This is a genomic window from Geomicrobium sediminis, assembly GCF_016908595.1.
Classification (GTDB): Bacteria; Bacillota; Bacilli; order Bacillales; family Marinococcaceae; genus Geomicrobium_A; species Geomicrobium_A sediminis.
In genome coordinates, this window is record NZ_JAFBEC010000006.1 from 245,840 (window position 1) to 261,599 (window position 15,760).

The 15,760-nt window shown below is 41.4% G+C and carries 15 protein-coding genes; 11 read left to right on the forward strand and 4 right to left on the reverse strand.

Going from position 1 to position 15,760, the window contains the following annotated elements:
* Nucleotides 1-272: 272 nt before the first annotated feature.
* Together JOD17_RS11790 and JOD17_RS11795 are read left to right on the forward strand one after the other, a co-directional pair.
* Nucleotides 273-1,124: a putative RNA methyltransferase gene (locus JOD17_RS11790; protein ID WP_204697954.1), complete on the forward strand. Its 852-nt coding sequence runs from the start codon at nt 273-275 to the stop codon at nt 1,122-1,124.
* A 321-nt stretch (nt 1,125-1,445) separates the two neighbouring features.
* On the forward strand, nt 1,446-1,988 hold the full coding sequence (locus tag JOD17_RS11795; protein ID WP_204697955.1) for a 5' nucleotidase, NT5C type: 543 nt from the start codon (nt 1,446-1,448) through the stop codon (nt 1,986-1,988).
* Nucleotides 1,989-2,145: 157 nt separating this feature from the next.
* Here the strand turns inward: JOD17_RS11795 and JOD17_RS11800 are convergent, their stop codons facing one another.
* Complete coding sequence (locus JOD17_RS11800; protein ID WP_204697956.1) at nt 2,146-3,219, reverse strand: M24 family metallopeptidase; 1,074 nt, start codon at nt 3,217-3,219, stop codon at nt 2,146-2,148.
* Between the two features lie 104 nt (nt 3,220-3,323).
* Here JOD17_RS11800 and JOD17_RS11805 point away from each other — a divergent pair, with 104 nt between their 5' ends.
* From JOD17_RS11805 to JOD17_RS11825, 5 genes are all read left to right on the forward strand, one after another.
* On the forward strand, nt 3,324-3,527 hold the full coding sequence (locus JOD17_RS11805) for a hypothetical protein (protein ID WP_204697957.1): 204 nt from the start codon (nt 3,324-3,326) through the stop codon (nt 3,525-3,527).
* 69 nt (nt 3,528-3,596) lie between these two features.
* Nucleotides 3,597-4,448, forward strand: coding sequence for a sulfurtransferase (locus tag JOD17_RS11810; RefSeq protein ID WP_204697959.1), 852 nt, complete (start codon nt 3,597-3,599; stop codon nt 4,446-4,448).
* Nucleotides 4,449-4,520: 72 nt separating this feature from the next.
* A complete protein-coding gene (locus JOD17_RS11815) occupies nt 4,521-5,057 on the forward strand; it encodes an N-acetylmuramoyl-L-alanine amidase family protein (protein WP_204697961.1) in 537 nt (178 codons plus the stop codon).
* A 494-nt stretch (nt 5,058-5,551) separates the two neighbouring features.
* A complete protein-coding gene (locus JOD17_RS11820; RefSeq protein ID WP_204697962.1) occupies nt 5,552-7,198 on the forward strand; it encodes an AMP-binding protein in 1,647 nt (548 codons plus the stop codon).
* 74 nt (nt 7,199-7,272) lie between these two features.
* The gene (locus JOD17_RS11825; protein WP_204697963.1) at nt 7,273-7,599 is read left to right on the forward strand and encodes an SCP2 sterol-binding domain-containing protein; all 327 of its coding nucleotides are present in this window, start codon (nt 7,273-7,275) and stop codon (nt 7,597-7,599) included.
* A gap of 26 nt (nt 7,600-7,625) precedes the next feature.
* Here JOD17_RS11825 and JOD17_RS11830 read toward each other — a convergent pair whose 3' ends face one another.
* Nucleotides 7,626-8,051: a CBS domain-containing protein gene (locus tag JOD17_RS11830; RefSeq protein ID WP_042359720.1), complete on the reverse strand. Its 426-nt coding sequence runs from the start codon at nt 8,049-8,051 to the stop codon at nt 7,626-7,628.
* 170 nt (nt 8,052-8,221) lie between these two features.
* On the opposite strand from JOD17_RS11830, the gene JOD17_RS11835 reads away from it, so the two are divergent.
* The gene (locus tag JOD17_RS11835) at nt 8,222-9,307 is read left to right on the forward strand and encodes a nitric oxide synthase oxygenase (protein ID WP_204697964.1); all 1,086 of its coding nucleotides are present in this window, start codon (nt 8,222-8,224) and stop codon (nt 9,305-9,307) included.
* 11 nt (nt 9,308-9,318) lie between these two features.
* Here the strand turns inward: JOD17_RS11835 and murB are convergent, their stop codons facing one another.
* Entirely contained in the window at nt 9,319-10,230 is a 912-nt protein-coding gene (gene murB, locus JOD17_RS11840) for a UDP-N-acetylmuramate dehydrogenase (RefSeq protein ID WP_204697965.1), read from the reverse strand.
* A gap of 237 nt (nt 10,231-10,467) precedes the next feature.
* Between murB and JOD17_RS11845 the strand changes: the two genes are divergently transcribed.
* On the forward strand, nt 10,468-11,574 hold the full coding sequence (locus JOD17_RS11845; RefSeq protein ID WP_204697966.1) for an NAD(P)/FAD-dependent oxidoreductase: 1,107 nt from the start codon (nt 10,468-10,470) through the stop codon (nt 11,572-11,574).
* A gap of 70 nt (nt 11,575-11,644) precedes the next feature.
* On the opposite strand, the gene JOD17_RS11850 is transcribed toward JOD17_RS11845, so the two are convergent.
* Nucleotides 11,645-12,325: a universal stress protein gene (locus JOD17_RS11850; protein WP_204697967.1), complete on the reverse strand. Its 681-nt coding sequence runs from the start codon at nt 12,323-12,325 to the stop codon at nt 11,645-11,647.
* A gap of 605 nt (nt 12,326-12,930) precedes the next feature.
* Between JOD17_RS11850 and JOD17_RS11855 the strand changes: the two genes are divergently transcribed.
* On the forward strand, nt 12,931-15,351 hold the full coding sequence (locus JOD17_RS11855) for a Na+/H+ antiporter subunit A (RefSeq protein ID WP_204697969.1): 2,421 nt from the start codon (nt 12,931-12,933) through the stop codon (nt 15,349-15,351).
* Nucleotides 15,338-15,760, forward strand: coding sequence for a Na(+)/H(+) antiporter subunit B (locus JOD17_RS11860; RefSeq protein WP_204697970.1), 423 nt, complete (start codon nt 15,338-15,340; stop codon nt 15,758-15,760). Before JOD17_RS11855 ends, JOD17_RS11860 begins: the two co-directional genes overlap by 14 nt.

Sequence of the window (15,760 nt, forward strand, 5' to 3'; positions counted from 1 at the left end):
ATACACGGCCAGTTCCCCTGTACCATCGAACCCGAACAAATCCATTAGCCTAAAAACAAGCCTTTCTCATAGTCGATTCCTTATGGATGACCATCCTGACCATGTGTTGGTATGAGGTACCCTGTTCAGTAAGAACGGTTACACCTTGATTAGAATACTAGTGAACAAGTATGTTCTGTTCCCAGAAGCTCTGGTCATTGATGACTGAGTAGTTCCTTAATTTACGAAAACATATGATATGATGATTTCAAACGTTTGAACGAAGGTGAACCATGAAGAAAATAGACATTGCAGCAGAGCTATATAAAAAAAACGCTGAGCTTTTTCGCTGTCCCGTTTGTCTTGAAAAAGTTGAGATGCAAGAAAGAAGTTTAGTATGCAAGCAACAACATTCTTTTGATCTTGCCAAAAAAGGGTACATTCATTTGCTCAAAAAGCCAATGGACAGCGATTATACGAAAGAGATGTTTCAGTCAAGACGATCGATCTATGATGTAGGGTTGTTCCAGCAAGCCTTAGATGAAATGGAAGCACTCATCACTACACATGTAGGGAAAGAGGAGCTAAATATTCTTGATATAGGTTGTGGAGAAGGTAGCCATTTAAGACGGATCATCGAGAAATTCCAAACGAGCGTTGGTGTAGGGCTGGATTCTTCGAAAGAAGGAATTGCACTCGCGACAAGTCAAATGGACCGCCTATTATGGACTGTTGCAAATGTAGAAGAACTACCAATTGCAACGGGGTCGATCGATGTTGTTCTAAACATCTTCTCACCACTGAATAGCCGTGAGTTTACTCGGGTTCTAAAGCCTGGTGGAGTCATTATTAAGGCGATTCCTGGTAAGAGGTATCTACAAGAGTTACGAGATGAATTGTACGGTGAAAAAGGGCGGTCATTGGATACGACAGATGCCATAACGAACTATGCAAAACGGTTTGAAGTATTGGAACATCGTTCGGTTAGTCAACAGGTTGAAGTGAAGCGGGAGTTTATACCAGCTTTAATTGATATGACACCTGCATCATGGGACGCGACTGACGAACAAAAACAAGCATTATTAACGTTTGAACAATTGAATGTAACGGTAGATGTAGAAGTATTCATTGCAAAAATAAATTGACATTGAGAATCATTTTCAATATGATAGACATACGGGGTGAATACTTAGGTTTATCGATATGAAATTTATGAACGTGCAAGCATAACATGAATGAGGTCAAATTGACTTCAATCGATCGCGTTGTTCATGAAGTGAGTCATGATGAATCGAAATAAACACAGTACGTCTTAGTGATGGCTGTATACAATAAAGTTCCTATCGAGTATTCGGTAGGAGCTTTCTTTTTTTGTAAATGTTGTTAAGAACAACTAAACATTGAATCAATTAATATATCTGTTAAAGAAGATCAGATACAATAGAAGGTGACGGAGGGTGATAAAGATGAAACAAAGAATAGCCTTTGATATGGATGAGGTCATGGCAGATCTCATTTCTGAACTGCTCGAGCGCTACAATGAGCGTTTTGAAGACACGTTGACCGTTCAAGATTTAAAAGCACAAAAACTTCGAGCGGTGCGTCCGCACCATACGAAAGAAATCTATGAAATTCTACAAGAACCAGGTTTCTTCGCATCGCTTAATGTGATGCCAGATGCCATTGAAGTCATGAAAGAGCTACATGATCATTACGAAATCTTTATTGCAACAGCAGCCATGGAAGTTCCGACTTCGTTTTCGGAGAAATTCTATTGGTTGCGCGAACACTTTCCATTTTTAAATCCACAAAATTTCGTCTTCTGTGGTGACAAGAGCATTATTCATGCCGATTACCTCGTTGACGACCACCCCGATAAGCTGGAGTCGTTCTCTGGTGAAAGCATTATGTACACGGCGTTTCACAATGTCAATGATTCAAGGTTTAAGCGCGTAGACAATTGGCAGGAATTACGTGCGTTCTTTTTACCTGCAACGGTTAACAGCTAAAAGATTATAATTAGGCGACAAGTTGTACTCGCTGGAAGGCATAGCTTTTATTGAGCTATGCCTTTTTGTGTTATCGATTGAGCTAATCGGATGCATTCTTGCTAACTCATTAAAAAACTCCGTCCAACGCAATGGACGGAGCATTATAAGCTTCTATTTATACGATTTGTAAGTTTTTCGGGTATTGTGTAAGAACGAGCGGGCCGTTATTTGTGACAATAATGTCGTCTTCAATACGTACACCAATATCTTCGAGTAGATAAATACCAGGCTCAACGGTTAACGCCATACCTTCTTGGAGCAGTTGGCTGTTTTTACCGTGCATGGAAGGTTCTTCGTGTACTTCAATGCCGAGCCCGTGGCCGAGTCGATGAGTGAAGTACTCTCCATAACCTGCTTGTGTAATGAGGGAGCGAGCGGCGTCATCCGTGTCTTGAATCGGTGCATCGACGACACATGCGTTAATGCCAGCAACGTTTGCAGCAAGAACGGTGTCGTAAACTTCTTGATGTTCTTTCGATGGTTCACCGAAGAAGACCGTTCGCGTAATGTCAGAAGCGTATCCCTCATAATAAACACCGAGGTCCATTAAGACAGCGTCGCCACGTTTTAATGGGGTTGTACCTGGGCTGCCGTGTGGGTCTGCTGCGTTTTTGCCGAACAAGACGACAGGATCAAAGCTCATTTTCGAGATGCCTTCTTGTTTTAATCCAGATTCAATGGCTTGAATAATCTCCAGTTCTGTTACCCCTTCTTTAAGGGCGGCAACACCGAGCTCTACTGCTCTGTCAGCGTAATGAGCGGCTTTTTGTAGCAACTCAATTTCTTCTTCGTTCTTTTGGAGGCGCATGCCAAGCAATTCGTTGTCGATTGACGTCGTTTCGATGTTGCGATGCGTATTGGTAAGTTTACGTAAGCGAGCGACCGTTACGTGTTCTTCTTCTATGGCTAAAGAAGTAAGGGTCGGGAATTTATCAAATGGATTTTCGGTATCATCATACCCGTTAATATCATGTGCCCACCCTGCTGCTCTTGCTAAGTTCATTTCCATGTTCGGACAAATGATCATTGGCTTTCGACCGTCAGAGAACAAAAGTAAGCCTAAGAAACGTTCTTTCGGATCACAGTAAAAGCCAGTTAAGTAAAAGACATTCGCTGTCGATGTGACGAGTACAGCGTCTAAGTTTTGTTGTTGTGCAAAGGTTTCAAGTTGTTGTAGTCGAGTTTGCAAAATCTGTCACCTTCTCTTTTATTTTCTTTAAGCGTACTAAAAACGTGAACTTTCAGCAAGTTCATGCTTGCTTAAAAAATTGAAAAGTTAGATAATAAAGAGGGGTGTTCACACTGCGCAGAATTGGCGAACGACTGTATATGTCTGGCATGGGTCTCGGTGCAGTAGCAGTAGGTATCGCATTTTTTTCTATGCTTGAGGCTCCCGGGACACAAGCGCATTGGAGTTTAGTCATTATCATTCTTATTGCTGCTGGTGTAAGTTTTAGTGGATTGATTTTACAGAATAACTTCAAGGATGAAGCTTAAGCACTACCTGTTAACGGGTAGTGTATTTTTATATACAATTACTAACTAATTTAAAAAGAGGGATCGTTGATGAAGACACAAGACATCGTAACAAAAGAATGGTTACATGAACACTTGTATGATAGTCAGATCGTCATTGCAGATGTGAGATTCGATTTAATGGATGAATCGAAGGGCCGAAAAGAGTATACGATTGATCATATTCCAGGAGCAATTCATTTCGACCTAAAAAAAGACCTATCCGATGCGACGAAGCCTAAGCAAGAAGGTGGCAGGCATCCATTACCGGATGTTTTAACATTTGTTAAACTCCTTGAGCGCTCTGGTATTAACGAAGAGAAACATGTCATCGTTTATGATGATCAAAACGGTTCAATGGCAGGGAGGCTCTGGTGGCTTCTTCAGTACGTAGGACAACAACGTGTATCTATCCTTGATGAGAATTATACTGCTTGGAAAAATCAAGGCTACCCGGTGACGGATGCAAAGCCGAAGCTTGAGCCTGTCTCGTTCACTCCGTCAATTCAAGCAGATCTTGTGGCGACGATGGAAGAAGTGAAACAGAAAAAAGACTTAGAAGACGTCTGTCTTGTTGATGCAAGAGCATTTGAACGGTTTGCAGGTCAAGTGGAGCCACTAGATCAACAAGCGGGGCATATTCCTGGTGCGCGGAACCTTTTCTGGAAGGAAAATATTAACGACGCAGGAACATGGAAAACGAAAGAGCAATTGCAAGACATTTATAAGACACTGAAAGAGAAGAAGGAAGTCATTGTCTATTGTGGTTCTGGAGTGTCTGCCACGGCGAACGTCATCGGAATGCGCCAAGCAGGGATCCAAAACGTGAAGTTATACCCTGGTAGTTGGAGTGAATGGTCCTCGTATGATGACAATCCAGTAGGGACAAAAGAAGAAGACTAGTGCCTTTTTCTTATGAATACGTTGTGAATGGGTGTGGATTTCTCTCTTTATGTACTGAAGGGAGATGATCAAATGGTTCGAATTTTTATTGATCCGGGTCATGGTGGGAATGATCCTGGAGCGGTTGCGAACGGTTTAGAAGAGAAGAACATTACGTTAGATTTGTCGTTACGACTTCAAGCTTTGCTAGAAGCCGATGCAAATGTAGAAGTGCAGTTGTCGAGAAACGATGACAGTGATGTTGGCTTATCGGCACGAGCGCAGCTTGCGAATGACTTTGGAGCGGATTATTTTGTTTCAATTCACGTAAATGCAGGTGGAGGAACAGGATTTGAATCGTTTATTTATACGTCAGCACCAACGGAGACGGCCACGTATCAAACGACGGTTCACCAAGCAATAATGCAAGAAATTGATGTCACGGATCGCGGTGAGAAAGCGGCAAACTTTGCTGTTTTAAGAGAAACAATTATGCCAGCAATTCTTACTGAGAACATGTTTATCGATACAGCAAGTGATGCGGAACGGTTAACCGATGATGCGTTTTTACAATCGATTGCACTCGGACATGCGCGAGGCATTGCAGAAATCTTCGGATTAACGATTTAATACGAGAAAAACTCCTCTCAAAGTAGGTATATAGATTTTGAGAGGAGTTTTTTATTGAGAAGACATACGAAGCGTCAAACCCGAGTTGTTCTAGCTATTTCTTCTTGGTTAACTGCTTTTAGAATGTTTTCGATTCATTTCTCTTATTTCTTTATATATAAGTAGAGTCATTGTGACGATTATGCTAAGTAAAATGGTATAAATAGCTTCTAAACTAAGCCCGTACAAAAAAGTATAAAGTATGAAAAAGATCGTCGTAGTCGTTCCAAAAATTAATTTAACATCCATATGTAAAACTCCTTCAGAATTAGTCCATTAGAAAATTACCATCGCTACATATCCATTACAAGAAAATCTTGGTAGAAAGGTGCTCTCGAATTAATGGCCACCTATACTCTTTATCCATCATTACAGTGTAATTGTTAAAAGGAAAAACAGCATTCTTCTAGAACATGTACACAATAACTCTTTCTCTAAAAAGGACGTGAAGCTGGATGGTTGAATTAATTGAGCGAACACTTGGTCAAATTCTTACAGACACAGCAAGCGAACAACCAGATCGAGAAGCACTCGTATATAGCGACCGAGGTTTACGCTATACGTACTCACAGTTTGAAGAACATTGCAAGACTGTGGCGAAGGGGCTGATGAGTCTTGGTATCGAGAAAGGGGAACATCTGTCCATCTGGGCATCTAACATTCCAGAGTGGGTGAGTACACAATTTGCATCCGCTAAAGTAGGCGCTGTGTTAGTCACGGTCAATACGAATTATCGTTCTGCGGAACTTCGTTATTTGTTAGAGCAATCGGATACTACGACGTTACTTTTAATGGACAAATACAAAGGAACGTCCTATATCGATACGTTGTATGAGATTGTTCCAGAACTAAAGACATCCGTTCCAGGTGAGTTGTATTCTGAGGCGTTGCCGCACTTAAGGCGAGTGATTTATCTTGGTGAAGAGCGGTATCCAGGGATGTATAACTGGACAGATCTACTAGAGCAAGCAACTACGGTGAGTGATGATGCGCTACAAAGACGAGTGGATACATTACAACCTGATGAAGTCATCAACATGCAATATACGTCTGGAACGACTGGCTTTCCAAAAGGCGTCATGCTGACTCATCGTAACATCGTTAACAACGGATATAACGTTGCGAATCGAATGCAGTTAGGAAACGAAGATCGTCTTTGCATTCCAGTGCCGTTTTTCCACTGCTTTGGGTGTGTGATGAGTACAATCGCTTGTGTGACAACGGGAGCGACGATGGTGCCAATTCAAGAATTCGACCCTAAAGTGGTTTTACAAACGGTAGAGAAGGAGAAATGTACAGCATTACATGGCGTACCAACGATGTTCATTGCAGAGATGAATGTGGAAGGTTTTGAGACGTATGATTTGAGTACACTTCGCACGGGGATTATGGCTGGATCCAATTGTCCGATTGAAGTCATGAAAGGTGTCGTAGACAAAATGGGACTTAAGGAAATGACGATTGCTTATGGACAGACGGAAGCGTCTCCTGTTTGTACGCAAACGCAAGTCGATGATCCTTTGCAATTACGCGTTGAGACGGTTGGGCGTGCGTTAGCAAATGTTGAAGTGAAGATTGTCCAACCTGGGACAGAGGAAGAAGTGCCGCGTGGAGAACAAGGTGAATTTTGTACTCGTGGCTATCATGTGATGAGCGGGTATTACAACAATCAAGAGGCAACTGACGCCGTTTTACAACCAGATGGGTGGCTTCATACTGGGGACTTGGCCGTGATGGATGATGACGGATATTGTAAAATCACCGGCCGCCTCAAAGATATGATTATTCGTGGTGGAGAAAATATCTACCCGCGAGAGATCGAAGAGTTTCTGTATACACATCCTGCAATCCAAGACGTTCAAGTCGTTGGAGTTCCTGATGAGAAATACGGTGAAGCGGTATCGGCTTGGGTTCTTTTGAAACCGCATACATCGCTTACTGAAGACGAACTAAAAAGCTATTGCTTTAACAAAATTTCACCGTTCAAAGTGCCAAGAGATGTGTACTTTGTTGACGAATATCCGATGACTGCATCAGGGAAAATTCAGAAATACAAGCTGCGTGAACAAGCAATTGCCAAAAGTCAGGATCAAAAATCGTAAGCCCACTCTTTTAAAATGAATGATCATTCAGTACAATAGAGAAAGATGTAACAGTGAACAAAGGGGAGTGGCAGATGGCAACAGAAGAGAAAATCCAACAATTAGCGAATCAAATGAATGAAAATCCTAAGCATATCGAAGATTTAGAAAGACGATATCATTTTGAATTAAAAACCGAAGGGTTATACGGCATTGTATTCAAAGATGGCGTCGTTAAAGTGGAGTCGAACCCGGTTCCGGGCGAGGCGGATTGTGTGCTTAAGATGAGCGATAAGAACTTTCATAAATTGCTCGATGGTGAATGGAATCCTACGACCGCTTACATGACAGGTCAACTTAAAGTAGAAGGTGAAATTAGCCACGCTTTAAAGCTTTACCATACGCTAAAGCAATATCAATAAAAACAAGAAGAGAACATCATGTATATTCAGATGTTCTCTTCTTGTTTTTTGTTAAATAATTGTGATGAGCAGTATTTAATAACGTCTCTTCGTCGTACGATCCCGATAAAGTAACCAGAATCATCCATAACAGGAATGAAGTTTTGGTCGGATGATAAAGCAATAAGGTCTTCCATTTCCGCATTAATGTAAATAGGGATATTTTTAACACGCTGTGGAATGTCTTTTAATCGTAGGTTCATAATGGTGTCTAAAGGTTGCTCGCGGTTATCCATGATGACCCAAAGTAAATCTCCTTCAGTAATCGTTCCTGCATACTTACCATCGCCATTAATAAGAGGAGCGGCAGTGTAACGATGATGACGCATTTTCTCTATAGCCTGTCTAATCGTGGCATCCGGGCTTAAGTATTTCACTTCTTGTTTTGGTAATAAAAAGAAACCAATATTCATGTTGATCACACGTCCTTTATTTGAAGAACTCACTTATATTGTAAGCGATTCATTGAATGCTGTTAAGTACCATTCGTATTCCAATAGAAAATACGACAATAAAGGTGAAAGGTTGCAAGACTTTGTATGTGAATGAAAAGTATGTAAAGATAGGAAAAGTAACGTGAATAATGAGGTGGAAGACGATGATCGAAGATGCTCGTCAATTTCTAAAAGAATATTATGATCAACAATCATCGAGGTACTTCGACGTTCGATTTCAAGAGGTGTCCGATCAAATCGAACAAACTGGTCGTTATGATTTAACGACGGATGAATTGACGTACGCGGCGAAAGTTGCTTGGCGCAATAGTAACCGTTGCATTGGTCGTTTGTTTTGGGACCGATTAACCGTTGTTGATGCGCGAGATGTTCAGTCAGAAGAAGACGTTTTTTCATATTTGTTTCAACACATTGAATCTGCAACAAATGACGGTAGTATACGCTCGATGGTAACAATATTCCCCGAACAGGGGTCACTATACGAAGTTCGTGTTTGGAACCATCAGCTAATTCGCTATGCAGGACATGAACGTGAAGACGGGGTTATTGGTGATCCGGATTCCGTTTCATTTACGAAGTTATGTGAGTCGCTCGGTTGGCAAGGAGAGGGAAGCGACTACGACATTTTACCTCTTGTCATTCAAGTCGGAAATAACGAACCACACTTAAAAGAGATCCCTGCAAATCTTGTAAAAGAAGTGAAAATCGAGCATCAAGACAATGAAATGTTTAATGCGTTACGCCTCAAATGGTACGCTGTTCCAATTATTTCAGATATGAAGCTTACGGCAGGCGGCATTGATTTCCCGGCGGCACCTTTTAACGGTTGGTATATGGGCACTGAAATTGGTGCAAGGAACTTAGCGGACCCTTTTCGCTATAATAAGTTACCTGACATTGCGGATGCGTTCTCATTTGAACGCAATCATGATTCTATGCTTTGGAAAGATCGGGCGCTTGTAGAATTAAATGCAGCTGTACTCCAGTCATTTAAAGATGCAGGAGTAACGATTGTCGACCATCACACAGCAGCAAAGCAGTTTCGCCATTTTGAACAATTGGAAGAAAAATCGGGACGCGATGTGACGGGGGACTGGACGTGGTTAATCCCACCTTTATCACCGGCAGCGACCCACGTATTCCATAAACCTTATGAAGATATACAACGAGTTCCGAACTACCTATATCAACAAGCACCATACAAAAAAGACTAAGCCACTTCGGCTTAGTCTTCTCCAATGATTTTCACTTCAGTATGCAAATCAACGTTGAACTTATTACGTACTGTATCTTGGATGTGTTTAATTAAAGACACATAGTCAGTCGCAGTAGCATTTCCTCGGTTAACGATAAATCCAGCATGCTTTGCTGAGACTTCAGCGTCCCCTACTCGAGTTTGTTGCAAACCACTGTCTTGGATTAGTTTTCCTGCAAAATGGTTTGGAGGCCGCTTGAAGACACTCCCACACGAGGGATATTCGAGAGGTTGCTTCGACTCTCTTAAATACGTTAATTCATCCATCTTTGCTTTAATGGCTTCATAGTCGCCTGTTTCTAGCTTAAATGAAGCTTCTAAGACGATTAGTTGTTCTTTAGAGATAATGCTGCTTCGGTAGGCAAGTTCAAGTTCCTCATTCGTAAGGGTTATTAACTTTCCTTCACGAGTGAGAAGTTTTGCATAATCGAGTACGTATGAAATTTCTCCGCCGTATGCACCTGCGTTCATGACGAGCGCACCACCAACAGAACCTGGAATGCCACAAGCAAATTCTAAGCCGGTTAACTTCTCATCGAGTGCACGACGAGAAACGCCAATAATTGGTGCGCCAGTTTGAGCGGTCACTCTCGTACCGTCAGCCTCAATTGCAGTTAAATGGCTAAAGTGTAATACGATTCCGCGGATTCCACCGTCACGAACGATTAGGTTTGAGCCGTTGCCGAGCAACGTAAGTGGGATTTGTTCTTTGTGTGCAATCGTGACGACAGCACTTGCTTGCTCATACGTTGATGGCAACACAAGATAGTCAGCGATGCCCCCAGTACGTGTATGTGTATAATGTTTTAAAGGTTCATCAACGAGTATGTTAGTTTCAGGTAATGCTTGTTGTAACGCTTTATAAATTGAAGTAGACGTCATGTCATTCACCCTTTTGTATTCAATGCCCTTTTAGTGTTAGATTGTGGGCGTAAGCCTATCTTACATAATAGCAAGGCTGAACCCTTTTTAAAAGAGAAAAGTAACCGCTCATTTAGTCTATGTAGATGGACGTATAGCGGTGCGTATGATCACAACCTTAGACGTTATTGTAGTCAGAAGGGTCACATTTCAATCATAATAAAAGAGATATCATGACTGTAATTAGGAGGAGAAAGCATGTCAATTGCAATAATCGGCGGTGGAATTATTGGCACGAGCATTGCGTATCATCTCGCTCATCACGGTGAAAAGGTTACAGTAATTGATGATCATCGATCAGGTAGAGCGACAGATGCCGGTGCGGGAATTGTTTGTCCTTGGGTAACAAAGCGAAATAAAAACACGCCAGGATACGAGCTTTCAACACGAGGAGCTACGTATTATGAAACATTACAAAAACAGCTTGAAGCAGAGGGTTTTGGCAATACAGGTTATAAAAAAGTCGGAACGCTTGCGATTTCAACCGATGATGATTACTTATCACATTTAGAAGACGAGCTTTCAAAAGAGAAGGAACGAAACCAGAGTATCGGAACGTCAGAGCGCTTAAGTAAAGAACAAACGAAGGAGAAATTTCCGCCATTACATGAACATTATGAATCATTGTTTGTTGGTGGAGGGGCGCGTGTAGACGGCAGGAAGCTACAGCTTGCGATGCAACAATCTGCACAAAAGCTTGGAGTGAAATGGGTGAACGGTACAGCGAAGGTTAATAGTGCGAAAGGTGAGGATCCAAAACTCGAAGTGAATGGTGAAGTCTATATGCCAAATAAAGTGATCGTTGCATCTGGAGCATGGCTTGAGGAGCTTCAATTACCAGTAAGACCGAAACATAAAATTCGTCCGCAACGTGGACAAATTGTTCATCTGAAAGCCCATGGTCAAGAGACGAGTGATTGGCCAATCATTCAACCAGAGTCCAGTTATTACATTTTGTCATTTGAAGATTCACGTATCGTTGTAGGAGCGACGAGAGAAGACGGTAAAGGATTTACCGAACAAATAACTGCAGGTGGACTGCACGAGGTGCTGTCAATAACTTCTGAATTGATCCCAGAAGCCGATCAATACGAATGGCTCGAGACGCGAGTGGGATTTCGCCCCATTAGTGCGGATAACAAGCCGGTTCTCGGACCACTGGATAAGGAACGTACATTTTATGTGGCAAATGGTTTTGGGGCGACAGGTTTAACGATGGGGCCTTATGCGGGTAAGTTGCTAGCCGACTTAGTACACACAGATCAATCCGAAATGGACCTCCGAGCGTTTCATCCCGATGCATAAAAAAACCAGGTTGACCTTGTGAACTGTCCCTATCAAGTAGAGAGGGCAGTTCATGTAAGGTTCCTGGTTTTTATTGTTCTTTCTTAAGGAAGTTTTCAGAAGGTACGACTTGATCATCCGTTACGTGGACTTCAAGCATCTTGTTATCCTTCATAAACTTAAAGATTCCATTGTTAAAGTCCGTCCCGACTTCTTTAAAGAAGATGCCTTCATAAGAACATTTAACTGAATGATTAAACGTGAGTTCGTATCCAGATTCGTTCTCAGAACGAATCAAGTAAGCTCGCACACCTTTTTCAAAGTGTTCTTCTTGATAGTTCTTAAGCCCGCGTGTTACGGCAATGATATGAAGATCGACAAACGGTAGTTCTTTTAGCAAGGTGTTAATTAAAGAACCTTTTGTGATCTCTTCCCAACGACTTTTCGCCGTTTGACCAATGATTACTTGTGTAACTTGTTTTTCGCGTGCAACTTCGGAAATAACTTTTGTTGGTGGTCGTTTTTCATTGTCTTTAATAATAAACTCTGAAGCGTTGACTTCTTTCGCTAGTTCTTTCCAATAATCAACATATTGGCTCTTTTCATGATCTAACTCATCTAATGGAGAAGAGTCAACGGTTAGAATGTAAAATGGACAGTTTAACTTCTGTGCGATTTTAGCCCCTCTTCGAATTAAACGTTCGCCGTTAGGGCCGTGATAAACGCAAACAAGCAAGCTTTCGTCCATTTTAGCCTGAATTGCTTGATCCATCTTTTATTCACCTCTACGAATGGGGGCAAAAGGCCGCACCATAATTCTGCATAGTATAGCTTACTCCTGTTTGTTTTAGGAGTCAATTGGTCTTACACATATTTTTAAAATTTCCTAGTTAATGAAAGAAAATACCTGTAATTAATGGTAATTTTATGTGCTTAACATATGATTCAATTGTTACAATTCATCAACAAACTACCTATATAAAAGCAAGTTACGTGCATTGCTGTTATTTTTATTATATACTCTGTATGACATATGCATAGGCAACCAATCTGCTTTGTGTTTGAGCAGATGTTTTGCAATGATACTATTGTTATGAGTACAATTGTTATCGTGTGAATTGAAGTAGAGTGAAAAGAAACGAGGTCTTGAACCTCTCAGAACGCATTTCGTAACCCGTGTCTTTGTGTGAGAAAATTCAGACGATTTGAGTTCTGCCTTAATCTACCCGGAATTATCCCCGTTCGTTTTTCCATTCCAGCTAATAATTTCGAGAGTTGTTTTTCTCGTAATAAGCGTTTTTAAATTCGGGAAAGTTAATTGCATCGAGAGTTTTTGAGCGTTTACATGAATAAAAGTTACAAGGAGGTTTTAGTTCATTGTCTTGGGTACATTTAATGATCGTTTTACCTTTATTATTTGCTGTATTAATACCTCTACTATATAAAGCTTTTCCGAGAATACATACAGGGTGGTTTGTATTAGTCGTTCCTGTCGTCATTTTTGGTTACTTGGCAACTTATTTGCCAATGCTAGCAAACGGTGAAACAGCGTTGTATGAGATACCTTGGATCCCGTATCTCGATATTAATTTTACAGTATTCGTGGACGGGTTAGGGTTGATCTTTGCACTTATTATCTCCGGGATCGGTGCACTGGTCATTATCTACTCAATTTATTACTTGTCTAAAGCACGAGAGGCGTTACACAACTTCTATGTATATCTTATGATGTTTATGGGAGCGATGCTTGGGGTTGTCCTTTCTGACAACATGATTGTACTCTATTTGTTCTGGGAACTTACGAGTATTTCATCATTCCTACTCATTGCATATTGGTACCAAAGAAAGCAATCAAGGTTTGGTGCACAAAAGGCGATGCTGATCACTGTACTTGGTGGTTTTGCAATGCTTGCGTCCATTATTATGATTCATAATATCACTGGAACATTTAGCATTCGAGAAGTCATCGCTCAAAGTGATTTGCTCGTACAACACGACTTGTTCTTGCCTGCAATGTTACTTCTATTGCTTGGAGCATTTACGAAATCTGCACAATTTCCGTTTCATATCTGGTTGCCAGATGCGATGGAAGCACCAACACCAATTAGTGCTTACTTGCACTCTGCAACGATGGTTAAAGCAGGGATTTATCTTGTTGCACGGTTTACACCTGCGTTTGGTGGGACACCAGAATGGTTCTGGATCGTCACTTTTGTCGGTCTATTCACCCTAATCTGGGGATCGCTTAATGCTGTTAAACAACGCGACTTAAAAGGATTACTTGCTTTCTCAACGATAAGTCAACTCGGTTTAATTATGTCATTGCTTGGTATGGGGTCAGCTGCACTGTACTTCAATCCAGGTGATCAAGGTGTGCAGTTACATGCATATGCTGTGCTTGCAGCAGTGTTTCATCTTATAAACCATTCGACATTTAAAGGTAGCTTGTTTATGGTTGTCGGGATTGTCGACCACGAAACAGGGACTCGTGACATGCGTAAGCTCGGTGGGCTTATGACCATCATGCCGGTTTCATTTACACTAGCTGTCATCGGAAGCTTATCAATGGCTGGACTACCACCGTTTAATGGTTTTATTAGTAAGGAAATGTTCTTTACTGGAACGTTAAATGCCGCGAACTTAGATATCTTCAATATGGCAACATATGGTGCAATCATTCCAATTGTTGCTTGGGTTGCAAGCGTATTTACGTTTATTTATAGCATTATTCTCGTCTACCGAACGTTTCTTGGGAAATATCAGCCAGAACGTCTTGAGAAGAAAGCGCATGAAGCACCACTTGGAATGCTTATTCCGCCTTCAATTTTAGGATTTCTCGTATTGGCGATTTTCTTCTTCCCGAATGTGATTGGTGACTATGCGTTAAAGCCGATGGTCGCATCAATTATTCCTTCGGCAGCTGGGGTCTTTGATGATTATACAATTTCATGGTGGCATGGATTTGTACCAGAGCTATTTATGACGATGGCAGTTGTTGCATTAGGTTTAATCCTCTTTGCGACGTTAAATCGCTGGATTGGGCTCTATAACCATATGCCGCAATGGATGCATTTGAACAATTGGTTCAAGCATGGTCTTAGCGGGATGGAACGTGGATCACACAAAGTGATTGATTGGCACATGACGGGCTATATTCGCGATTATCTGATGTACATCTTTATTACGATTATCTTAATCGTCGGTGGAAGTTACTTCATGTTGAATGATTTCACACTGTACACAGACAACTTAGCGTCCATTAACTTGTTTGAAATAGTACTAGCCCTCGTCTTGCTTGGATCGACAGTGTTAGTGATGGCGACTCGCTCAAGATTGACAGCTGTTGTGTCTGTCGGTGTGTTAGGTTATGTTGTCGCGTTATTCTTCATCATTTTACGTGCACCAGACTTAGCTTTAACTCAGCTTGCGATTGAGACGGTATCTGTTGCGCTTTACTTGTTATGTTTCTATCACTTGCCAAAATTAAAAGGTCGTGGTGAAGAAGAAGGCGAGAAGTTTAAAGTAGGTAACTTTATTATTGCTCTAGGAATCGGTTCACTTGTGACGTTACTTGCTTTAAGTGTGAATGGCTATAACTTATTCGAACCTATTTCAACCTACTATGGTGATAGCTATGACCTCGCTGGTGCAGCGAACATGGTTAACGCAATTCTCGCTGATTTCCGTGCGTTTGATACGTTCCTTGAGATTTTCGTCGTCGCGATTGCAGCTCTTGGAGTGTACGCACTCGTTCGATTACGTTTAGAAAAAAGGGGGGGAACGGATGAAAGTCAATGATGTAATTTTGCAGACGGTAACGAAGATTGTTGTTTTCATCATCTTTACGTTTGCCTTTTACCTCTTTTTTGCAGGACATCATGATACAGGAGGAGGCTTCATCGGAGGGCTTATGGCTGCATCTGCCCTCGTTCTCCTCTACTTGTCTTATGATATTGATACGATCTCTAAAGCGATACCGATTAACTATCGCACATTAATTGGGGTTGGGGTTTCTGTATCTACGCTCACCGGTATAGGATCAATTTTGCTCGGTTACCCTTTCCTCAGTCATACGTTTGAGTACGTTGATTTCCCGTTTTTCGGGGAGATTGAGCTTGCCACATCTGTTCTCTTTGAGTTTGGTGTACTGTTTACAGTTGTTGGTGGGACGCTCACAATTATTTTGAGCATTAGTGAGGATGTATAA